The organism is Staphylococcus sp. NWU MK-U1, assembly GCF_033283505.1.
GTDB lineage: Bacteria > Bacillota > Bacilli > Staphylococcales > Staphylococcaceae > Staphylococcus > Staphylococcus haemolyticus.
In genome coordinates this window covers 288334-310771 of the sequence record NZ_JAVSMG010000002.1, presented here as the reverse complement: position 1 = coordinate 310771, position 22438 = coordinate 288334, and the positions used below count along the sequence as shown (strand labels likewise).

Here is a 22438-nt window from a genome sequence, read left to right as displayed (position 1 = left end):
ATTGTTCCTCCTGTTAAACGTGTATTGCTCTATTTTCTACTTTCAATCCCAATTCCATAAGTACTTCTGATATAGAAGGATGTGCATGTGTTGTCAGACCTAACTCAATTGCTGAACCATTCATAAATTGCAATAAAGAGGCTTCGTTGATTAATTCAGTAACCTGAGGACCTATCATATTAATACCGATAATTTCATTAGTTTCATCATTAATTATCATTTCACAAAATCCTCTGTCATTAGTAGTTTCCTCTATTACTGCTTTACCAATTGCATTAAAGCTTACTTTAAATGATTTAGTTTTATTGTTTTTGGCTTCGGCTGATTCTTTATTGTAACCAATTGAAGCAACTTCTGGGTGTGTATATATGCATTTCGGCATCTTGTCATAATTTAGAGGTAGGCCATTGCCATTAAACATGTTTTCAACAGCAAGTATTGCCTCTTTAGAAGATACATGTGCTAATTGAAGCTTACCTATGCAATCACCTGCAGCATAAATGTGCTTATCTTCGGTTTGTAAAAAGTCATTAACAAGTATATTACCGTTATCATCAGTTTTAATTTTAGTATTATTTAATCCTATATCATCAGTATTAGGCTTGCGACCAATTGATACTAAAACTTTTTCTACTTCTATAGTTTTATCTTTATTTACTTGTATAGATACAGAATTAGAGTTGACTGTAACTGCAGATTCATTTAAAGCGCAATTTTCATAGAACGTTACTCCTCTTGCTATAAGTGATGTTTTTAGAAAATGTGCAATTTGAGCACTCTCATTAGGCAAGATTCGTTCACCTGCCTCTATCACACTAACATTTACACCTAAGTCAATTAATAAAGAAGCAAATTCAAGACCTATCACTCCACCGCCAATGATTGCTATGCTTGCAGGTAAATCAGTGAGTTGCAATATGTCATTACTAGATAGAACTGTATTGTGATTGAAAGGTAAGAATGGTAATTGAGTTGGTAGTGAACCTGTAGCTATCAATACATTCTGATTAGGTAATAATTCAGATTCTCCATTATCATATTCAACTGAAATGGTACCACTTTGAGGTGAGAAAATAGATGTCCCCATAATTCTACCTGTGCCATTAAATATATCTATGTGATTTTTCTGCATTAAACCCTCAATACCTTGATGCATTTGCTTAACAATTTTGTCTTTACGTTTCATCATAGATTTTAAGTCAAATGAATATTGACCAACATTCACACCGAAATGAACTGAATCTTTAACTGTTCTTAAAATTTCAGCAGATTTTAATAAAGCTTTTGTAGGAATACAACCTTTGTGAAGACAAGTGCCACCCAACAAAGATTTCTCTACTATAGCTACTTTTTTACCCAATTGTGATGCTCGAATTGCCGCTACATAACCAGCGGTTCCTCCACCTAAGATGACTAGGTCATATTGCTTTTCACTCATAATTTTACTCCTAACTTGCTTTGCGATTGGATTTAATAACGTTAATGTGTAAGTGACTTTAAATTTTAAATGAATTTAGTAACTCAATTAGTAGGTTTCATATAAAATTAAAATATTCATTTTATAATGTTAATATTTATTTTACAGCAAAAATAAATATTAATAAATTCAATGAATTACTTACTACTTTTTCTTTGATTTTGGCTAATCATTTCTTTTGCATTTTCTCTAGTTAATTCAGTAACACTAGCACCAGAAATCATTCGTGCGATTTCATCAATTTTATCATCATTTTCTAACTCTTTAACTTGAGTTGTTGTACGATCATCATTGGATGCTTTACTAATTAATAAATGGTGATCACTCATAGATGCAACTTGTGGTAAGTGCGAAATACATATTACTTGAATATATTCAGCTATATCTCTCATTTTTTCAGCCATTTTTTGAGCAGCTTGTCCTGACACTCCTGAATCTACCTCATCAAATAAAATTGCAGTTTGTCCTCTTGATTGTACAAAAATACTTTTTAGGGCTAGCATAATACGAGACAACTCACCGCCAGATGCAATTTTATTTAAACTTTTGAGTGGTTCCCCTTTATTAGGACTGATTAAAAACTCTACAAATTCTATACCATCAATTGTTGGTTTATCTAGTAATTGGAATGAGAGTTCTAAATTAGCATCTTTCATTTGTAAATTTTGTATTTCAGAAACGATATGATCTCTTAATGTTCGAGCTACTGTGCGACGCTCTCTAGATAACACTTTGCCTTTTGACATCACTTCATCATATAATTGACTAATTTCCTCACGTAATTGTGATGTACTTTCTTCATAATTTTCGATTTTGGCTATTTCATTTTGAAGCTTATCTTTGTATGTAATTAATTCATTAATGTCTTTGCCATATTTTCTTTTTAGATTGTTTAATAAATTCATTCGTGATTCAAGCTCGTTAAGCATTTGCTCATCAAATTCAGTGTTTGACATTTCATCATATAACTCGTGCTTAGCATCTTCAAGCGTGTAATAAAATTGATCAATATCCTCTTTTAATTTACTAAATTTATCAGGCAAAATATCATCTATAGATTGTAGATGATTACTTAATTCATATAGTCTATCTGTAATTGCATGCTCATCAGTCAAAGTGACATATGCATTATTAAGCGCCATGCTTAGTTTTTCGGAATTTTGAATTCTACGTATATCGACTTCTAATTGCTCAATTTCGCCCTCTTTTAAAGAAGCTTCTTCTAATTCTTCATATTGAAATTTCATTAAATCCAAACGTTGAAGTAACGCTTGGTCGGCAGACTCTAATTCTTCTAATTCCTTTGTTTTACTTTTATATTGATTAAACACATTTTGATATTTTTCTTTAGTTGATAAATACTTGTCTTCTGCATAATCATCTAATAATTTTAAATGATACTTCTGTTTAAGAAGTGTCTGTGTTTCATGTTGACCATGAATATCTAATAGTTCTTGCATCACTTTTCGCAAATCTTGAAGCGTAACAATTTGATTATTCAATCTACAAATACTTTTACCAGTGCTAAATATTTCTCTTTTTACTAATAAGAAGTCCTCGTCGATTTCTATATCAAGATTATGAAGTATATGAATAACATCTTTACTTTCATCTATATCAAATATGCCTTCAATAATCGCTTTCTTTTCACCATGTCGAACATAATCTGATGATGCACGCATTCCAATTAACTGGCCAATCGCATCTATGATGATTGATTTACCTGAACCCGTTTCACCACTTAGAACTGTTAATCCATCTGAAAAATGAATTTCTAATTCATCAATAATTGCAAATTGTTTTATTGATAAGGTTTGTAACATGAATTCATCGCATCCTTATAATAAATTGAAAATTCTTGTTTTAATTGTATTACTTGCATCTTCATCTTTACAAATTAAAAGGCAAGTATCATCACCACATATAGTACCGAGAACTTCATCCCAATCTATTTGGTCTAGTATAGCGCCAATAGATTGAGCGTTACCAGGTAAGGTTTTTAAGACGAGTAGATTACCTGTTCCTTCTATATTTACAAATGAGTCCATGAGATAACGACCCAATTTTTCTAATGGATGGTATTTTCGATCATTAGGCAAGCTATATACATACTGACCTGAGGGTGCAGGAACTTTGATTAATTGTAATTCTTTAATATCACGTGATACGGTAGCTTGCGTAACATTAAGGTCGTATTCATTAAGACGTTTTACTAGTTCGTCTTGAGTTTCTATTTGTTCGCTTGAGATAATTTCTCTAATCTTTATGTGTCTCACAGATTTTTTTGCCATTATGAACACTCCTAGTTTCGAATAATTATACAATGATTTTAACACATCATTTTTTTTACTACTACTATTGTTATTATGCATACGTAACTGATAACTCAATAATCGTAAATTGTTTTATTTAAATACTAATATGTACAATTAGTTAATTTGTATAGAAAAAATGCATAAACAAATAAATAAATATGTAAACTAAAATTAGGATATAAATGTAATGCCACAATTTAAAATAGTGTACTAAAACACCCTTCAACGCCAATTTTTAAACAGTAGCTTTGAAGGGTTAATATTAATGATAATTAATGATCACGTGTGTAGAAAAGCTCAACGATATCTAATAGTGGTTTAATATCATAGTGTGAAGAAAGTTGTTCTATCGATTCTATGGCAGCATCTCTATGGAAATTTAATTTATTTTCAGCACCATCTTTACCTAATAAAGAAACATACGTACTTTTGTGATTTTCGATGTCACTACCAACTTTTTTTCCTAATTTAGATTCATCACCATATACGTCGAGCAAATCATCTTTAATTTGGAACATCAAACCCATATGATTACTAAAATCTTCAAGAGCTTGTGATGTAGACTTATCTACTTTAGCAATATCAGCTGCACTTAATACTGCGAATTGAAGTAATGCTCCTGTTTTAGCTTTATGTATCTGTTCAAGCGTATCCAAATCAACAGGTTTATCTTCACTTTGCATGTCTAATGTTTGTCCTCCGACCATGCCTAAGTGGCCACTGTTATGCGCTAATCTAGAAAGTATTTTAACTTTAACATCAGATTCTAATAATTCATCATCAGCAATGATTTCAAATGCCTTAGTTAGTAGTGCATCACCAGCTAAAATAGCTTTACATTCACCATAGACTTTGTGATTGGTAAGTTTACCACGACGGTAATCATCATTATCCATCGCAGGAAGATCATCATGAATTAAAGAATACGTATGAATCATTTCCAATGCCAATGCAGTTTTTTTACCTTTTTTATAATCTTGATTTAATACATCTAATGTTAAAAATACAAGAAGTGGTCTTATTCTTTTACCACCCGCATTGAGAGAATATTGCATACTTTCTTCTAGATTTGTATTTAGTGGTGAAGTTTCGATTACACCGTCAAGAGCGCTATTAATTTGATCAATTAATTCATTCATTGACTTCTTTGCCATTTTCTTCATCCTCTGCTTCATCTTTAATAAGTTGATTTACTCTCTTTTCAGCATCTTTAAGTGTTGCATCACATGTTGCTGAAAGTTTCATACCACGTTGATATAACTCTAATGATTCTTCTAATGATACAGTCTCGTTATCTAATTTTTGAACGATATTTTCTAATTCTTGCATCATTTCTTCAAAACTTTGTTGATCTTTACTCATGTTCACACCTAACCTTTTTAACAATGGCATCTACGCTACCATCTTTCATTGCTAATGTAATTTCATCATCTTTACTTAAATCCTGTGTACTAGTAATGACTTTATCATCTTTATTAATTATAGAATAGCCTCTCAACATAGTATTAGTAGGACTTAAATTATTTAATAGTTCAACTTTATTTTTGAGCTCTAATTTATTATTATGAATGTTTTTCATTGTTAGATTTGATAAACGATTTTTTACATTCATTAGTTGCTTATTATTTTGTAATATAGTTTGATTTAATGTTTTTACATTAAAATTCTGATGAAGAACTTTTAATTGATATTTTTTATTCTCAATTTTGGATAATAATAATTGAGTTAGTTGTCTTTCTAAATCATCTTTGCGTTGTATCTGTTGATCGTATAATAATGAGGGTTGTTTAAACTTATAATAAGATGCTAAATGATCTAGTTGTTTATGTTGTTTTTCAAGATACTGTTTAATATACCTTGATAATGAAAATTGGTATTGCTTAATTTGTTGCATCAATTCGTACTGATCTGGAGTCGCCATAACTGCAGCTTGTGTTGGTGTTGCTGCTCTGACATCTGCTACGAAATCACTGAGAGTAAAATCGGTTTCATGTCCAACAGCTGAAATAATGGGTGTTTGACACTCAAAAATCGCTTTAACAACATCTTCTTCATTAAAGTTCCATAAATCTTCTATAGATCCACCACCACGGCCTACAATAATAGTATCAACGCCAAGTGAATCAGCATATTTAATATTTTTTATAATATCCTCTTTGGCTTGTGTACCTTGTACTAAAGTACTTATTTGGATTTTTTCGGCCAAAGGATATCTACTATTTATTGTAGATTGAATATCTCTAATTGCGGCACCAGTACTAGCAGTTAAGATTGCGATTTTTTTAGGGAATCGAGGAATAGGCTTTTTATGTTCATTATTAAAAAAGCCTTCTTTTTTTAATTTTTGCTTTAATTGTTCTAACTTTTGATACAAGTTCCCTATACCATCTAATTCCATTTTATTCACATAAATTTGATAATTTCCACGTCGTTCATATACTGAAACACGTGCTTCTAAAAGGACTTCATCACCTTCTTTTGGCTCAAAAGTAAGCTGATTCGCATTACCTTTAAACATCATTGCACTTATCACACTATCTTTATCTTTAACATTGAAATAAAGATGTCCACTTGGATGTTTTTTAAAGTTAGATAGCTCACCCTTTAGTAAGATAGATTGCAAATGTGGGTCTTGATCAAATTTATATTTAATATATTTCGTTAAAGTTGTAACGCTTAAGTATTCAGACATTGTCATCACTCAAATTAATTATTTTATGTTACTCAACACACCATTTATAAATTTATAATGCTCATCGTCGCTAAATTGCTTTGCTAATTCTACAGCTTCATTAATGATTACTTTTGGTGGTGTATCACTATGCAATAATTCAAATGTAGCCATTCGTAATATTATTCGGTCTGTTTTTAATAAACGTTGAAGTGACCAATCTTTAAGATGTGGCTTAATAGTATCATCTAGAACTGGCTCATGATCTTTAACACCTGTTACTAACCAGTGTATAAAATCAAAGTCTAATTCAGGCTCATCATCTTTTATGAAATTAATGGCTTCATTGATTGTTAATTCTGTGTCTTTCATTTCTAACTGAAACAAAGTTTGAAATGCTTGCATTCTTGATTCTTTACGACTCATAAATAACTCCTTGTTAAATGTAATCTATATATTATTCGACAGTAATATGCATGATGTGAACGTTAATTTCTTTTGGCTCGATAGCAGTCATTGTTTTAATTGAGTTAAAAATAGATGTTTGAGTTTTACTTGCAAATTTTGAAATATTTATACCGTGCTTTATAGAGCAATATACATCAATTTGAATGCCATCTTCTTTAACATCAATTTTTAAATTTCTATTGAGGTTTTTACGACTTATTTTTTCAATGTTACTATTTTTCAATTCTGAAAAATGTCCAGTTACCCCTTCTACCTCTGATACAGCTATACTTGCAACTACAGAAATAACTTCAGGTGCAATTTCAATTTTACCTAAGTTTGAATTTGAATAATATGCTACTTTAACCATTTGGTTTAACCTCCTACTCCTCGTCGTCCATAATATTATATTGTTCTAAGTAGTTAGTATTAAAAGATCCACTTCTAAATATATCATTATTCATAAGTTTTAAATGGAAAGGAATTGTTGTATCGATTCCTAAAATTAAATACTCACTTAATGCTCTAATACCAGTCATAATTGCTTCATCACGCGTTGGTTCATGAACAATGAGTTTAGCTACCATAGAATCATAATATGGAGGAATTGTATAATTTGTATAACAAGCTGATTCGATTCTCACACCATATCCGCCTGGAGCTAGGTATTGTGTGATTTTACCAGGAGATGGCATGAAATTCTTATATGGGTTTTCAGCATTTATACGATATTCTATTGCATGACCATTGATAGTAATATCTTCTTGAGTGTATGGCAGTGCTTCACCCATCGCAACTTTTAGTTGTAATTTTACTAAATCAATGCCAGTAACCATTTCAGTGACAGGATGTTCAACTTGAATACGTGTATTCATTTCCATAAAATAAAATTGATTATCATTTAAATCATATATAAATTCAATAGTACCTGCATTTTCATAATTAACTGCTTTTGCGGCTCTTATAGCTGCATTACCCATCTCTTCACGTTGTTCATCAGATAAAATAGGAGATGGAGATTCTTCGACTAACTTTTGCATGCGTCTTTGAATCGTACAATCTCTCTCTCCGAGATGAATGACATTTCCATGTTGATCTCCAATAATTTGAATTTCAATGTGACGGAAGTTCTCAATAAATTTTTCAAGGTAAAGACCGCCATTACCAAAAGCAGTTTCTGCTTCTTGTTGAGTCATACGATAGCCATTCTCAAGCTCTTTCTCTGTTCTAGCCACTCGTATACCTTTTCCTCCACCACCTGCAGTAGCTTTAATAATTACTGGATATCCAATTTCTTTAGCAATTTGTTTTGCATCCGAAATGGTTGTAACTAGCCCATCACTACCTGGAACAACTGGGACATTAGCTGCAATCATTTCTGCTTTTGCAACGTCTTTGATGCCCATTTTTTGGATAGACTCATAGCTGGGACCGATAAATTTCAATTGACATGCTTCACACAACTCTGCAAAGTCACCATTCTCAGCTAAAAAGCCATATCCTGGGTGAATACCATCACAACCGGTTGAAGTCGCAATTGATAATATATTTGGAATGTTCAAATAAGAATCTTTAGACTGAGTTGGACCAACGCAATATGCTTCATCAGCAATTTGAGTATGTAACGCGTCTTTGTCTCCCTCAGAATAAATGGCAACAGTTTGTATGCCTAAATCATGACAAGCTCTAATGATTCTAACCGCAATTTCACCACGATTAGCGATTAAGATTTTTTTCATTATTTCACCTTAAATAACGGTTGGCCATACTCTACCATTTGTCCGTCTTCTACTAATATTTCAACTATTTCTCCAGAAACTTCAGCTTGTATTTCGTTAAATAATTTCATTGCTTCTAAGATGCACACTGTAGATTCATTGGTAACTTTATCTCCGACTTGAACATATGCATCTTCTTCTGGAGATGGCGATTTATAAAATGTACCTACCATAGGGGCATTGATTGTTTGGTATGATGAATCATCGGTATCGATTTGATCATTATTTTGTGGAACAGGTGATTCTGTTGCACTTTGATTTGGTGTTGCCATCGTTGATGCTGCTGGTGCTAATGGTGCTTGTTGTGTATATTGCGGTGTAATTATTTCTGTCTCTTTCTGTTTTTTTAGGTTGACTACACTACCTTTGTTATCTTCAATATTAATTTCAGTTAAACTTGATTGATCAAGAATTTCGATTAATTCTTTTATTTCTTTAAAATTCATAAGTTACTGACTCCTCGAATTAGTTTTCATCTACCAATCTATTTTACTTGACTGAACTTGCCAATTCAAGCATGTGTCATTTTAGGGAATTACATCTTACTATTTAATGCTTACTATTATTGATAAATGGACTTTTGTAATTTATATAAAATAATGATTTAGATATTAAAAAAAGTCTTTCCAATTAGTAATTAGAAAGACTTTAGCTACTGTCAACTAAGCTCTTGAGATATAGCTTCCGTCGCTAGTGTTAATAACTAATACATCACCTTCATTAACGAATAAAGGTACATTTAGAGTATAACCTGTTTCAACTGTAGCTGATTTAGTTGCTCCAGTGGCAGTATCACCTTTGATACCTGGCTCAGTTTCAGTAACTTCTAATTCAACAGTTTTAGGTAGTTCAACTCCGATTGTTTCACCTTCATATGATTGGATTTGAACTTCCATGTTAGCTTTTAAATATTTTAATTCATCTTTTAAATAATCAGCTGATAATTCAGTTTGATCAAACGTCTCATTATCCATGAATACATGATTATCTCCATCAGCATATAAATATTGCATACGACGATTTTCAATCATCGCTTGTTCAACTTTTTCCCCAGCTCTAAATGTCTTTTCTTGAATTGCACCTGTTCTTAAATTACGTAATTTAGAACGTACAAATGCAGAACCTTTACCTGGTTTTACATGTTGGAAATCAATAATTTTCCAAATTCCATTATCTACTGAAATTGTTAAACCTGTTTTAAAATCATTAACCGAAATCATTCAGTTTCCTCCTCAAATATGCGCTTTCTATAAAATAATAAGGTCTTTTGTACATTTAGTAAAGACTTCACAACCATTTTCAGTTATTAAAATGTCATCTTCTATGCGTACACCACCAAGACCATCAACATATATACCTGGTTCAATAGTAACACAATTATTTACTTCTATTATACCGTTTGCATTTTTAGATAATAATGGTCCCTCATGTATGTCTAAACCAATACCATGTCCAAGAGAGTGGCCAAATTCTTCTCCATAACCGTGAGATTCAATATAGTCTCTTGATAACGCGTCAGCCTCAGCTACAGTCATTCCAGCTTTGATTTCATTTATTGCTTTAATTTGGGAATTGAGAACAATGTTATAAATATCTTTCATCTTAGGATCAGGTTCTCCAATAGCAAATGTTCTTGTTATATCAGAGCAATATCCTCTGTAATATGCCCCAAAATCAAGCGTAATCATATCGCCTTGCTCTATGACTTTATCGCTTGCTACACCATGAGGTAAAGCACCTCTATAGCCAGATGCTACAATTGTGTCAAATGAAGGGCCATCTGCGCCTAATTCTAACATTTTAGCTTCTAATTTACTTTTTAATTCTCTTTCAGTCATTCCAACCTTTGCAATATCTAATACATAGTTATATGTATCATCAACTATTTTAGCAGCGTATTTGATCTTTTCTATCTCTTCGGGTGTCTTAATTTCCCTGATTTTTTCAATCTCATTGCCAATAGAGATTAATTTAGCTTTCGATTGATCTAATGTTTGGTATGTATCATAACTTACTAAGTGTCCCTCAAAACCAACATGATTGAATTGTTCATTATTTATAATTTCTACAATAGCTTCAATTAAACCACCACTGCGTTTGATGATATTAAATTCAGTTGCTTGATTAGTTGCTTGTTCAATATATCGAAAATCAGTAATTAATTGATAGTTATTTTTTGAAATTATTAATGCACCACTTGTACCAGTGAAATCTGATAAATATCTACGATTATAATCTGATAAAATAACTAAAGCATCTAATTGTTGAACATCTAGTATGTCTTTAACTTTTGCTAATTTATTCATACAAATCACTCCTAGTATAACGTTTGTACATTTGCTCTATTTACATTAAAATAATAGCATAATTATTTTAGAAATAAAGAGATTTTGGTTTAGGGAGATTTTAATGAAAAAATTAATCGTTATAATTGGAGCTTCATGTTTATTGGTTGGTTGTGGCTCTCAAAATTTAGGACCATTGGAAGAAAAGACAACCAAATTAAGAGATCAAAACCATAACTTGAAGTTAGATATTCAACAGCTAAATCAAGATATAAGTAATCAAAAAGCACAAGTTGAGGCTCTTAATAAAGATAAAAAAAATGTTTCCAAAACAGTTGATAATAATAAAGAAGCCAAATTTTTAGATGCTTCGTCTAAATATTATCAAGATATTACTAAAGTTATTAGTAATTATAATCAGTTGGATTTGTCTAAAAATAATAAAGAAGACAAAAAGCAAAATCTTGAAAAATTAAATACTATTGCTAATGGTATTGATGATGCTTATGGTAAATATAAGGGTGCAGTGACTAAAAAAGATTTATCTAGTGCAAATAAAAATGAAGATAAAAATATTAGACAAATTAACAAAGAGTTACAATCGGCATTTAAAGATATTAAGAGCGGATATGAAAATAATAATACGAATAAGTTGAATAAAGGCAAGACTAAACCATCTCAAGTGAACATGTCTAACAATTCATAATAGGAGTTTTTGATTTGAAAAATATATTGTTTTATTTAGTAATTTTAATTGCTGCAATTGGCTTGATTTTGAATTTAAATGTATTTATGATGTCTTTTGCTAAAATGATTTTCACCTTTTTAATCATTGCGGTAATTATTTATTTAATATACTATTTCTTTTTCTTAACTGAAGATCAACGTAAATATAGAAGAGCAGCAAGAAAATATAAAAAGAGAAATAGAAAATAAAAATAATCATAGGATGACCAATTATTAGCCATCCTATGATTTTTTATTTTTTATATAACCATTCATCAGAACGATATTTTTCTTCTAATTCTTTTACTTCTTTTATTTGTTCATCTGATAAAGTAAGTGGTTTAAATTCTATGTTTAACCCCTTTTTAAATCCTTCTTCAAATGCTTTTTCCATCTCTTCAATTGATATATGTCTATCAGCAATATCATTAATCGCTACAGCTTTATCAACAAACGCATTTTTCATCTTATCTTTTAGACGATCATTTTTAAAAATGAACATATCGAAAAGCTCATCAACGTTAACATCTTGTAATAAAGAACCATGTTGTAAAATAACGCCTTTTTGTCTAGTTTGAGCGCTTCCTGCAATTTTTCTGCCTTCAACAACTAATTCATACCAACTAGGTGCATCAAAACAAACAGCACTTCGAGGTTGTTTTAATTTTTCTCGTTCTTCTTTGGAACGTGGAATCGCAAAATATGCTTCAAAACCTAATAATTTAAATCCTTCAAGTAATCCTTCAGAAATGACACGATATGCTTCAGTTACGGTAGAAGGCATATTAGGATGTTCTTCCGAAACAATAACACTATATGTTAATTCTTTATCATGAAGAACCCCTCTACCACCAGTTTGTCTTCTTACTAATCCAAATCCTTTTTCATTAACTTTATCAATGTCAATTTCTTTCTTTAATCTTTGAAAATAACCTACAGATAACGTTGCAGGATTCCAAGTGTAAAATCTGACAACAGGGTCAATTTCCCCTCTTGATACGAAGTTTAAGAGTGCTTCATCCATTGCCATATTATAATATGGATCATGGCTTCCTGTATTTATAAAATTCCATGTCTCTGTCATAAAATAATCTCCAATCACAACATATAATTATCTATAGAAAAATATTAAATTTTACATATAAATCTTTGATAAAAATAGCCAATAAAAAATTTTGATAAATTTAGCTAACAGCCTTATAATTATAATATCGTTTAATTAGGGAGGATGCAATATGAATGTATCTTTGATTATAGCTTTAGCTATTATAGTCATAATAATTTTATATATGCTTGGAAATTGGTTTATGAATAAACGAGCAGTCACTGAACTTGAGCAGAATGAATTTCACAAAGGTTTAAGAAAAGCTCAAGTGATTGATGTTCGTGAGAAAGTAGACTATGATTACGGACACATTAACGGCGCTCGTAACATTCCAATATCAATGTTTAGTCAAAGATATCAAGGTTTACGTAAAGATCAACCTATTTATCTTTGTGATGCAAACGGTGTTGCAGGGTATCGTGCAGCACGTATCCTTAAAAAAAATGGCTATAAAGATATTTATATGTTAAAAGGTGGATACAAAAAATGGACAGGTAAGATTAAAACTAAAAAATAATCACTTGTCTGCTTACTAACTCTTAAAGATGTTCTTTAAGAGTTTTTTTAATATTTATGTGACAATCATTTAGAAACGTTTTCTAAATATAGAATAAACATAAAATATTTCACGTAAATTTAAAATAAGGAAGACCCTGTAATCAATTAAATTGGTTACAGGGTCAAAGTTTTAAATATTATTCTTTTTCTTCATGTAGATTATCAAATTTTAAAACAGGCTTACGTGCAGCTGTAGTTTCGTCTAATCTATCAATTATTGTACTATGTGGTGCTTCTAATACTTTATCTGGATCATTTTTAGCTTCTTCAGCAATTTGAATCATAGCATCGATAAAGTAATCTAACGTTTCTTTAGATTCTGTTTCAGTTGGTTCAATCATCATACCTTCCTCAACATTAAGTGGGAAGTAGATTGTTGGTGGATGAACACCAAAGTCTAATAAACGTTTTGCCATGTCTAATGTACGGACACCATGTTCTTTTTGTTTAGAACCACTTAATACGAATTCATGTTTACAATATTGTTCATATGGAATTTCATAGTGGTCTTTTAAGCTAGCTTTAATATAGTTAGCATTAAGAACTGCTGCTTCAGAAACCTCTCTTAAACCTTCAGCACCCATAGTTCTGATATATGTGTATGCTCTTAAGTAAATACCAAAGTTACCGTAGAATGGTTTTACACGTCCAATTGAGTTTTTAATATCATTATCGTATTTAAAAGTATCTCCATCTTTGATTACCATTGGTTTTGGTAAATAACTAGCTAATTCTTTTTTTACACCAACTGGACCTGAACCTGGACCACCGCCACCGTGAGGACCAGTGAAAGTTTTGTGTAAGTTTAAATGTACCGCATCAAATCCCATATCTCCAGGTCGTACTTTATCCATAATGGCATTTAAGTTTGCACCGTCATAGTATAATAATCCGCCTGCTTCATGTACAATTTCACGGATTTCCATGATGTTTTTCTCGAAAATACCTAAGGTGTTAGGATTAGTTAACATAATTGCAGCAGTATTTTCATTAACAACGCGTTTTAAGTCTTCGATATCAACTTCACCACGTTCATTTGATTTAACTGTAACAGCTTTAAAACCAGCAAATGAGGCAGATGCAGGGTTTGTACCATGAGCTGAGTCAGGAACAATAACTTCGTCACGATGACCTTCACCATTATCTAAATGATACGCTTTGAAAATCATTAAAGCAGTCCACTCACCATGAGCACCTGCAGCTGGTTGTAATGTAACTTCATCCATACCAGTAATTTCTTTAAGTTCTTCTTGTAAACTATACACAATTTCTAAAGAACCTTGAACTTGCTCTTCTTCTTGTAAAGGATGTGACTCTGCAAATCCAGGTATGCGAGCAACTTTTTCATTGATTTTAGGATTATATTTCATAGTACATGATCCAAGTGGATAAAAACCTGAATCTACACCAAAGTTTTTATTTGATAATTCAGTATAATGACGAACTAAATCTAATTCTGCAACTTCAGGAAACTCTGCTTTATTTTTACGGATAAATTTATCATCAAGAATACTTTCAACTGAATCTGTTTTTATATCGCTTTGAGGTAATGAGTATGCATATCTACCTTCTCTAGATCTTTCAAAAATTAATGGACTTGATTTACTTACTACCATTTAGCTCACCAGCTTTCTTAACAAATGTATCAATTTCATCTTTGGTTCTTAATTCAGTAACAGCAATTAACATATGATTTTCGAAATCTGCTGAGGCTTCACCTAAATCAAAGCCTCCAATGAAACCATGTTCTGCTAATTTTTTATTTATATTTTTGATTGGTTGATCGAATTTGACAACAAATTCATTGAATGAAGTACCATCAAGCACTTCAAAACCATTGTCTTTAAATTGATTTTTAGCATAATTTGCGTGTTCTAAGTTTTGAACTGCAATGTCGTAAATACCTTGTTTACCAAGAGCTGACATAGCAATTGATGATGCAAGTGCGTTTAATGCTTGGTTTGAACAGATATTAGAAGTGGCTTTATCACGACGAATATGTTGTTCACGGGCTTGTAAAGTTAAAACGAATCCACGGTTACCTTCATCATCTTGTGTTTGTCCTACTAATCTACCAGGCACTTTACGCATTAATTTTTTTGTAGTTGCGAAATAACCACAGTGTGGTCCACCAAATTGTGTTGGTATACCAAATGGTTGCGTGTCGCCTACTACAATATCAGCGCCAAATGAACCTGGAGGTGTCAATAGGCCTAATGCTAATGGATTAGCATAAACGATAAATAATGCTTTTTTGCCTTCAATAAATGATTGTATTTTTTCTAAGTCTTCCACTGAACCATAGAAGTTTGGATATTGAACTGCTACAGCAGCAGTTTCATCGTCTAAAGCCTGTTCTAATTTTTCTAAGTCTGTAATTGTTCCATCTAAATCAACTTCAACAATTTCAAATTCTTCTCTAACTTTAACGTAAGTTTTTAACACTTGAAGTGCTTGATAATGAAGACCTTTAGATACTACAATTTTATTTTTCTTAGTATGATTAAATGCTAAGATACAAGCTTCAGCAAAACTAGTAATACCATCATACATTGATGAGTTAGCTACATCCATATCTGTTAATTCACAAATTAATGTTTGGAATTCAAAAATTGCTTGTAATTCACCTTGTGAAATTTCTGGTTGATATGGTGTATATGCTGTATAGAATTCAGAACGTGAAATCATTGCATCTACAACAGCTGGAGCATAATGGTCATAAACGCCAGCACCTAGGAAAGATGCATGAGTTTCTTTAGTTACGTTTTTATTTGCAACTGTATTAAGTCTTCTTAATAAAGAAGTTTCAGCTTCACCACTAGCAATATTTAAATCTCTATTTAGTAAAATATCTTTTGGCACATCTCCGAACAATTCATTAATTGAACTTGCGCCAATTTTATCTAGCATTTCTTTTTTATCTTTTTCAGTTAATGGTATATAACGATGACTCACAATACACACCCCTTAATTATTTTTCAATTTGGTTTTTCTTAACAATTTTAGCTTTAAGTTGTCTTTTACGTACTTGAACTAATAATTCACGGCCCATTTCAAATTCATCTCGCTTAATAATTGCCATAGCGATTGATTTACCTGAAGATGGTGCTTGTGTTCCTGAAGTAACTTCCCCAATTTCGTTACCATCAAGGTCTAAAACAGGATAACCAGTTCTTGCAATTCCTTTATCTAGTAACTCTAAGCCAACAGTTCTGCGTTCAGAACCATTTTCTTTTTGGTCTTTTAACACTGATTTACCGATGAAGTCTTCTTCAATCAGTGGTTTAGCAGCAAAAGCAATTCCGCCTTCATAAGGTGTGATAGATTCTGTTAAATCTTGACCATGTAATGGAAGGCCAGCTTCTAATCTTAATGTATCACGTGCACCGAGACCGCATGGAACTACATTATGTTCAATGAAGCCGTTCCAAATGTCTACTGTGTCTTTTGCTTCACAATAGATTTCAAATCCGTCTTCACCTGTATAACCAGATTGAGATAAGATAACATTTTTTCCAAATAGAGTAACGTTTTGTTGGAAATCAAATGGTTTCATTTCGCTTACATCTATATCAACTAACCCGCTTACCAAATCTCTTGCTTTAGGACCTTGAACAGCTAACTGACCAAATTGATCAGATACATTTGATACTTCAACATCAAATTTAGGTGCATGTTTTTGTACCCAAGCAAAATCTTTATCTGTATTTGCAGCGTTAACAATTAATAGATAATCATTGTCGCCAATTTTGTATGTTACTAAGTCATCAATAATACCGCCTTCTTCGTTACATAAAGCAGTATATTGAGCTTTAGTATCAGTAAGGTTGTTAGTATCGTTTGAAAGTAAGTATTGGACAAATTTACTTGCATCATTGCCTTTTATAGAGATTTCTCCCATATGGCTTACATCGAACATACCTACTTCATATCTAACTGCATTATGTTCTTCTTTGATACTTGTAAATTGAACAGGCATTGCCCATCCACCGAATTCTACTATTTTTGCACCACTGTCAACATAATTTTGATACAATGGTGTTTTTTTTAATTCGCTTGTCATTAGAAAACCCCCTATAATTTTTATAAAAAACAGAGTAGCAAATAGCTACCCTGTTTATACACTTAATCCAGGAATGCGTAGCAGTATTATCCTTTTGCCTGAGAGTTTAGTAGTTAACTTGCACCTTCGGCGATAAAAATTATTGTACTTAAATTTAAGTAATATATTTTTATTCTCTCTAATACTGATCAACCGCAAGTAAGATAATTTATAATCTCATTATAAATTTCTCTGATTGTTTTATCACTATTCACTTTCATGAATGCGATTTCATTATATCTTGAAATCCTTGATAAATACAAGTTATTTAACTGTTTTTTGGATTTATCAATTGCATTTGGTCTATGATTGTCGTTTAATACTCTCTTGAAGATAACATCAATGTCACAATCTAGCCAAAAAATGTATTTATACTGTTTCAAATAATTTAGTGATTCACTATATTCGATAACACCACCACCAGTTGCAATAACATCGTATTTTTTTGTGCATTCAGTTAAATAGTTATATTCTATCTTCCTAAAACCGATTTCTCCAACTTCTTCAAAGATTTCCGGAATTGTTTTATTTTCCTTTATTTCTATGTATACATCTAAATCTATGAAACTTAATTGATTTTCTAATGATAAGTATTCTCCAATAGTACTTTTACCTGTGCCCATAAAGCCGATAAGAATTATTGGTGAATTTTTTTGGTTCAATAGCATCACCCTTTTTCAAATAGTTGATATATCTTCAAATCATAATAACTATTAATGTTATGAATTGTCTTCAATTTTATACTATATTGAGTTGTATAAAAAGAGATGATTGATAAATATATGATAAATATGAGCATAGTATATATGCTTATAAAACCTTTATAGTTATAAGTAAAGTGTTTTGTCATAGAAATTCTCCCTACTTCCAATCCTTAGAGACACTTCTATAATTCCTTTATGATTAGAAATGAACTTCGCATTTAAAACATTATTTAGTAGTGTAATATTCCCTCTATTGTTACTTACAAAAATAATTTTGTGATTTTGATATTTAATGAAACTATTTTGATTTTGTTGTTTGAGTAAAATTGAATGTTCATCAATTAATTTTAAAGAAATTGCTTTAGAATTGGTCATTTTATTAAGGTCCAATTGAAAAAATGAATATTCTAATTGGTCAAATTCATAGGCCGCACTTAAGTAAGTATCAGTCAAACGAAATAGATGGGGTATTATAGTTAAAATGATTATAGTAATTAATAAGGATATTAGCATTTCTATAAATGTAAATCCTTTAGTTACTGAGCTGAACACAGACCTTATTCTTAGATAAACTATTATTATTGCATATCGTATTTTTATAAATTTTAATTTCATATTTTCCTATAGTTATCCCCTTCTTTAATTCTTTAATACTATAATGTTTTTGGCTTGTGATAATAGCACTTTTCATATCTAAAATTTCGTATTGATTACGTAAATTGAAATTTAATTGTTGTAATAGAGGTAAGAATATTAAAGTAATAAAAGTTAGAATCAAAAAGCCTAATAAACTATCAATTAATAAACTTCCCCTAATTTGATAATTTAACAAATCTTATCCTTCCTTTATCAATGTTAAAAATTACTCTGTAAATATTCTCTTTAGCTTTCAAAATGATTGATCCAAAACGATTGATTTTACCTTCATTATTGAATGTTATGGTGTGTACTTTTGCAACTGAAATAATTTTAGTGCCAAATAATCCTAATTTGTATTTATTTCCATTTTGTTCAATAATATTCATTTCTGTGGCTTGTTTGCTAAATACAATTGTAATTGATTGGTTCTCAGCAATTGCTATTGATTTTATATACTCTAATTGGGTGATAATATTTTTTACTTTTAATTCACTTTCGATTAAATCTAATTTAGTTTTTGTATAAATGCTTGGGGAAATCATAATAATAATTATTAAAATTAATAAGGTAAGCAATGTTTCAAGAAGAGTAAACGCATTAATTTTACTAGTTCGCAATAGCCTCACCATTAGATATTGTAATTGTTTCTCCCGATCTGCATTGTTTTTGTCCTTCTTTTATAAGGCCATCATTGATAAGATCATTTATATTAGAAGGTGTTCGATTATGTTTTAATGTATATGCTTCTATTTGACTATTTATCATTTTGACTTGGGCTTCACAACCTGTGGACTGGATATGAGCTATTTGTTTTGCAATGTTTGGAATAATTAATATTAGTAATACGCTGATAATTAGTAATACTAATAACATTTCTATTAAAGTAAAAGCTTTTAACTTTTTAAAATTTTCAAAGTGATTCTTCATATTAAACTCCTTATCATTTAATATTTTGCATTAACTGAAACATTGGTAACATAATTACTAAATACAAACTAACAATGAACAAGCCTAGAAACAGAAAAATAATTGGTTGAATGATTTTTGTATGAAGAAGTGATTTTTCTTTAAATCTATTAATTAAAATACTTGAGTAAATTTTAAGTTCTATATCTAATTTGGCACTTTTTTCTCCCTGCTTTATAAATTTAATTAAGTCTTTTTGAAAACACGGCATCATAGCTAAACTATTTGCTAAAGTTTCACCTCTATTAGTTTTATCCATTAAAAATTCCCCTAGGAACCTTAAATATTCATTATCATTTTGTTTAATATATGTTGTAACAATGTCCTGTAAACTTACGCCATTTTTATAAAATAGACTTAAATCATTAGATATTTGATAAGTTTTAAAAATTTTATAATAGCTATTAAACAAAGGTATTGATGATAAAATAATTATTTTTTTAGAAGTTTCTATTCGGAATAACACTATGGTTAAAATTACAAAGATTAAAATTAAAATAGTAATGAAAAAGATTATAAAAGCGGGAAAAGAAGTAATCATTGAGGTTAAGAATTTCTGGTAAAATGATAAATTTACATCCATAGAAATGTAGAGTTGTTCAAATTGTGGAATGACAGTATAGTTTAAAACTACTATCATACACATAAAAATACAGCTTAATAAGAGTGGATATTGAACAGCTTTAATTACTTGCTGTTTTCCAGATAAATTTGTTTTTAAATATTTAATGGACTCCTCTAAAGCGTCTTCTAAATTACCATATTTTTGTGAAAAATAGATTTGAGTTGTAATTGAATTTGGATAACCTATCAAATTTAATACTTCATAACATGTTTCACCTGACTTAATAGATGCTATGATTTTATTTTTTAATTCTTTATCTCTATATTTGAAATATAGGTTGATGAACTCAAAACTCTCTAAAAGTGTGAAGCCACTTTTTAATAAGTTTGACAGTGTTTCAAGTAAGTGAATCATTTGTGCACTCGTTAAATTCTTAGATGACAATTTAAAAATATTTACTTGCAGTATCTTCACAAATTGTTCCTTCTTTAGATAATAAATTTAATTGCTGTTCTAAATTATTAAAATTATGTGGCATTGTTTGTTCATGCTCGAAGAAATATTGTATCTGCATTTTATCTATTGTTTCACAAATTAAGCGACGCTCATTCTGAGTAGTCGTTATTAATCTTTGATTAGAAATGATATTGATAGATTGTGTTAATTCTTGAATTGAAATTCCCATCTCAAGTAACCGAAGTAATGCACCTCTACAATTAGTAGAATGCATGGTTGATAATACAAGATGTCCACTCAAACTAGCTTGAATAACACATTTAGCAACTTCTGCGTCTCTTATTTCACCTATTAAAATAATATCAGGATCACATCTTAATATAGCTTTAAATGAACTTATGTAGTCTATACCTGCCTTTTTATTTATTGATATTTGGGTAATGCCTTTTAGTAATTGCTCAACTGGGTTTTCGATAGTGATAACATTAAGATTTAATTCTTTATATGCGTGTAGAACCATTTGATACATTAGAGTACTTTTGCCGGATCCTGTGGGTCCAGTTAATAGAATTAATCCCTGCTTTTTATTTACTAAGTGTTTAAAATCATTAAATTCTTTATATTCTTTTTTTGCTTGAAAATATTGAGGAATTATCCTAATTACACAACTTTCTATACCTAAAGATAAAGGTAATGTTGAAATCCGTAAATAAAAAGTAGATTTAGATTGATAAGTATAACGACCACTTTGAGCGGATTGTTGAGATGAAACGTCCAAGCCTGATTTGAACTTCATAAATACTAATAATTTTTGATATACATCTAAGTTGAATATTTCATAAAGTTCAAGGTAATCATTAATTCTAAATTTAATATGAACTTCATCAACTGAAGGGATAAAATGTATGTCGCTCGCATTTTTTGAAATAGCTTTATTAACTATCTCTCTGAATAATAGTTTCAAAAAAAACACCTCCTACATATATAAACGTAGGAGGTGAAGAAATTACTTTATTTTATTGGCCATCTAAAAATGGATTTAATTGCTCGTCATCGACTGTTGTATATGGACCATGGCCAGGGAATAATGGTAAATCGCCTTCTAATTCAAATAATTTATCTTTGATAGAATCAACCAGTGTTTCATAATCACCGCGATATAAGTCAGTACGACCTATACCATTGTTAAATAACGTGTCACCGACTACAGCAAAATCCTCAAATACATACGTCAAACTTCCAGGAGAATGACCAGGAGTATGCAGTATATTGAATTTAAATCCTTCTATATTGTACTCACCTTCATCTAATTGGTTTGGTGTGACGTCACTAGTAATTAAAGGCATACCATATTGCTTAAACTTAGCAGAACCATTTTTATCAGGATCCTTTAGAAAACTAAACTCTTCTTTATTCATGTATAAAGGTACTTCATATTTATTAACGACATCGTCTAATGCACCAATATGATCAAAGTGCGCATGTGTTAATAAAATTGCTTTTAATGGTTTGTTAATTTGATTTAATTTTTTAAAAATCTTATCTGGTTCACCAGCAGGATCGATTAATATAACGCTTTCTTCATTTTCAATAAAATATGCATTAGTATCTACCAATCCTAAAGTTAAGCTTGAGATTTTCATA

Annotated in this window: 26 protein-coding genes and 1 riboswitch; of the genes, 3 read left to right on the top strand and 23 right to left on the bottom strand. The window is 30.6% G+C overall.

The annotated features are described in order from the left end of the window. Positions 1-13: 13 nt before the first annotated feature. The 12 genes from lpdA to SBL16_RS04545 form a co-directional block, all read right to left on the bottom strand. Positions 14-1438, bottom strand: a complete 1425-nt coding sequence (gene lpdA / locus SBL16_RS04600) for a dihydrolipoyl dehydrogenase (protein ID WP_107634614.1) — start codon at positions 1436-1438, stop codon at positions 14-16. Between the two features lie 176 nt (positions 1439-1614). Continuing rightward, entirely contained in the window at positions 1615-3300 is a 1686-nt protein-coding gene (gene recN / locus SBL16_RS04595; protein WP_107611588.1) for a DNA repair protein RecN, read from the bottom strand. Positions 3301-3315: 15 nt separating this feature from the next. Continuing rightward, positions 3316-3768, bottom strand: a complete 453-nt coding sequence (gene ahrC, locus SBL16_RS04590; RefSeq protein WP_011275691.1) for a transcriptional regulator AhrC/ArgR — start codon at positions 3766-3768, stop codon at positions 3316-3318. A 296-nt stretch (positions 3769-4064) separates the two neighbouring features. Then, positions 4065-4946 (bottom strand): polyprenyl synthetase family protein, encoded by an 882-nt coding sequence (locus SBL16_RS04585; RefSeq protein ID WP_107611589.1) that lies wholly within the window; start codon positions 4944-4946, stop codon positions 4065-4067. Further along, the gene (locus tag SBL16_RS04580) at positions 4924-5154 is read right to left on the bottom strand and encodes an exodeoxyribonuclease VII small subunit (protein WP_107611590.1); all 231 of its coding nucleotides are present in this window, start codon (positions 5152-5154) and stop codon (positions 4924-4926) included. The genes SBL16_RS04585 and SBL16_RS04580 overlap by 23 nt, the downstream gene beginning before the upstream one ends. After that, positions 5147-6484: an exodeoxyribonuclease VII large subunit gene (xseA, locus tag SBL16_RS04575; RefSeq protein ID WP_037536536.1), complete on the bottom strand. Its 1338-nt coding sequence runs from the start codon at positions 6482-6484 to the stop codon at positions 5147-5149. The genes SBL16_RS04580 and xseA overlap by 8 nt, the downstream gene beginning before the upstream one ends. 18 nt (positions 6485-6502) lie before the next feature. Beyond that, positions 6503-6889 carry a transcription antitermination factor NusB gene (gene nusB / locus SBL16_RS04570; protein ID WP_011275687.1) on the bottom strand — a complete coding sequence of 129 codons (387 nt, stop codon included), beginning with the start codon at positions 6887-6889 and terminating at the stop codon, positions 6503-6505. A gap of 31 nt (positions 6890-6920) precedes the next feature. Next, on the bottom strand, positions 6921-7280 hold the full coding sequence (locus SBL16_RS04565) for an Asp23/Gls24 family envelope stress response protein (RefSeq protein ID WP_107611592.1): 360 nt from the start codon (positions 7278-7280) through the stop codon (positions 6921-6923). 13 nt (positions 7281-7293) lie between these two features. Further along, entirely contained in the window at positions 7294-8649 is a 1356-nt protein-coding gene (gene accC / locus SBL16_RS04560) for an acetyl-CoA carboxylase biotin carboxylase subunit (protein WP_107611593.1), read from the bottom strand. Next, positions 8649-9134 carry an acetyl-CoA carboxylase biotin carboxyl carrier protein gene (gene accB / locus SBL16_RS04555; protein ID WP_053041578.1) on the bottom strand — a complete coding sequence of 162 codons (486 nt, stop codon included), beginning with the start codon at positions 9132-9134 and terminating at the stop codon, positions 8649-8651. Before accB ends, accC begins: the two co-directional genes overlap by 1 nt. Before the next feature lie 216 nt (positions 9135-9350). Next, entirely contained in the window at positions 9351-9908 is a 558-nt protein-coding gene (gene efp, locus SBL16_RS04550; protein WP_107613848.1) for an elongation factor P, read from the bottom strand. A 27-nt stretch (positions 9909-9935) separates the two neighbouring features. Continuing rightward, positions 9936-10994 carry a M24 family metallopeptidase gene (locus SBL16_RS04545; RefSeq protein WP_107613847.1) on the bottom strand — a complete coding sequence of 353 codons (1059 nt, stop codon included), beginning with the start codon at positions 10992-10994 and terminating at the stop codon, positions 9936-9938. Between the two features lie 103 nt (positions 10995-11097). Here SBL16_RS04545 and SBL16_RS04540 point away from each other — a divergent pair, with 103 nt between their 5' ends. Both SBL16_RS04540 and SBL16_RS04535 read left to right on the top strand, forming a co-directional pair. Continuing rightward, the gene (locus SBL16_RS04540) at positions 11098-11679 is read left to right on the top strand and encodes a hypothetical protein (RefSeq protein WP_317952932.1); all 582 of its coding nucleotides are present in this window, start codon (positions 11098-11100) and stop codon (positions 11677-11679) included. 14 nt (positions 11680-11693) lie between these two features. Further along, positions 11694-11909, top strand: coding sequence for an SA1362 family protein (locus tag SBL16_RS04535; RefSeq protein WP_107611597.1), 216 nt, complete (start codon positions 11694-11696; stop codon positions 11907-11909). Between the two features lie 43 nt (positions 11910-11952). Here the strand turns inward: SBL16_RS04535 and SBL16_RS04530 are convergent, their stop codons facing one another. Then, positions 11953-12783: a biotin/lipoate A/B protein ligase family protein gene (locus SBL16_RS04530; protein WP_107611598.1), complete on the bottom strand. Its 831-nt coding sequence runs from the start codon at positions 12781-12783 to the stop codon at positions 11953-11955. 151 nt (positions 12784-12934) lie between these two features. On the opposite strand from SBL16_RS04530, the gene SBL16_RS04525 reads away from it, so the two are divergent. Further along, positions 12935-13321 (top strand): rhodanese-like domain-containing protein, encoded by a 387-nt coding sequence (locus SBL16_RS04525; protein WP_011275678.1) that lies wholly within the window; start codon positions 12935-12937, stop codon positions 13319-13321. Between the two features lie 178 nt (positions 13322-13499). Here the strand turns inward: SBL16_RS04525 and gcvPB are convergent, their stop codons facing one another. From gcvPB to SBL16_RS04480, 10 genes are all read right to left on the bottom strand, one after another. Next, a complete protein-coding gene (gene gcvPB / locus SBL16_RS04520) occupies positions 13500-14978 on the bottom strand; it encodes an aminomethyl-transferring glycine dehydrogenase subunit GcvPB (RefSeq protein ID WP_037536554.1) in 1479 nt (492 codons plus the stop codon). Further along, entirely contained in the window at positions 14965-16317 is a 1353-nt protein-coding gene (gene gcvPA, locus SBL16_RS04515) for an aminomethyl-transferring glycine dehydrogenase subunit GcvPA (RefSeq protein WP_107611600.1), read from the bottom strand. Before gcvPA ends, gcvPB begins: the two co-directional genes overlap by 14 nt. A gap of 16 nt (positions 16318-16333) precedes the next feature. Continuing rightward, on the bottom strand, positions 16334-17425 hold the full coding sequence (gene gcvT / locus SBL16_RS04510; protein WP_037536557.1) for a glycine cleavage system aminomethyltransferase GcvT: 1092 nt from the start codon (positions 17423-17425) through the stop codon (positions 16334-16336). 76 nt (positions 17426-17501) lie between these two features. Then, a riboswitch (glycine riboswitch) is annotated at positions 17502-17617 on the bottom strand. After that, the gene (locus SBL16_RS04505; protein ID WP_107611601.1) at positions 17614-18132 is read right to left on the bottom strand and encodes a shikimate kinase; all 519 of its coding nucleotides are present in this window, start codon (positions 18130-18132) and stop codon (positions 17614-17616) included. It overlaps the preceding riboswitch by 4 nt. 159 nt (positions 18133-18291) lie before the next feature. Continuing rightward, positions 18292-18783, bottom strand: coding sequence for a prepilin-type N-terminal cleavage/methylation domain-containing protein (locus SBL16_RS12195; RefSeq protein ID WP_107611603.1), 492 nt, complete (start codon positions 18781-18783; stop codon positions 18292-18294). A gap of 197 nt (positions 18784-18980) precedes the next feature. Then, positions 18981-19433, bottom strand: coding sequence for a competence type IV pilus minor pilin ComGD (gene comGD / locus SBL16_RS04500; RefSeq protein ID WP_233664031.1), 453 nt, complete (start codon positions 19431-19433; stop codon positions 18981-18983). Further along, positions 19414-19734, bottom strand: a complete 321-nt coding sequence (gene comGC / locus SBL16_RS04495) for a competence type IV pilus major pilin ComGC (protein WP_107612734.1) — start codon at positions 19732-19734, stop codon at positions 19414-19416. Before comGC ends, comGD begins: the two co-directional genes overlap by 20 nt. A 13-nt stretch (positions 19735-19747) precedes the next feature. Continuing rightward, positions 19748-20812, bottom strand: a complete 1065-nt coding sequence (gene comGB / locus SBL16_RS04490) for a competence type IV pilus assembly protein ComGB (protein WP_107634661.1) — start codon at positions 20810-20812, stop codon at positions 19748-19750. Further along, the gene (gene comGA / locus SBL16_RS04485) at positions 20784-21758 is read right to left on the bottom strand and encodes a competence type IV pilus ATPase ComGA (RefSeq protein ID WP_107612067.1); all 975 of its coding nucleotides are present in this window, start codon (positions 21756-21758) and stop codon (positions 20784-20786) included. Before comGA ends, comGB begins: the two co-directional genes overlap by 29 nt. A 52-nt stretch (positions 21759-21810) precedes the next feature. After that, the gene (locus SBL16_RS04480) at positions 21811-22437 is read right to left on the bottom strand and encodes an MBL fold metallo-hydrolase (RefSeq protein WP_107612068.1); all 627 of its coding nucleotides are present in this window, start codon (positions 22435-22437) and stop codon (positions 21811-21813) included. Position 22438: the final 1 nt, after the last annotated feature.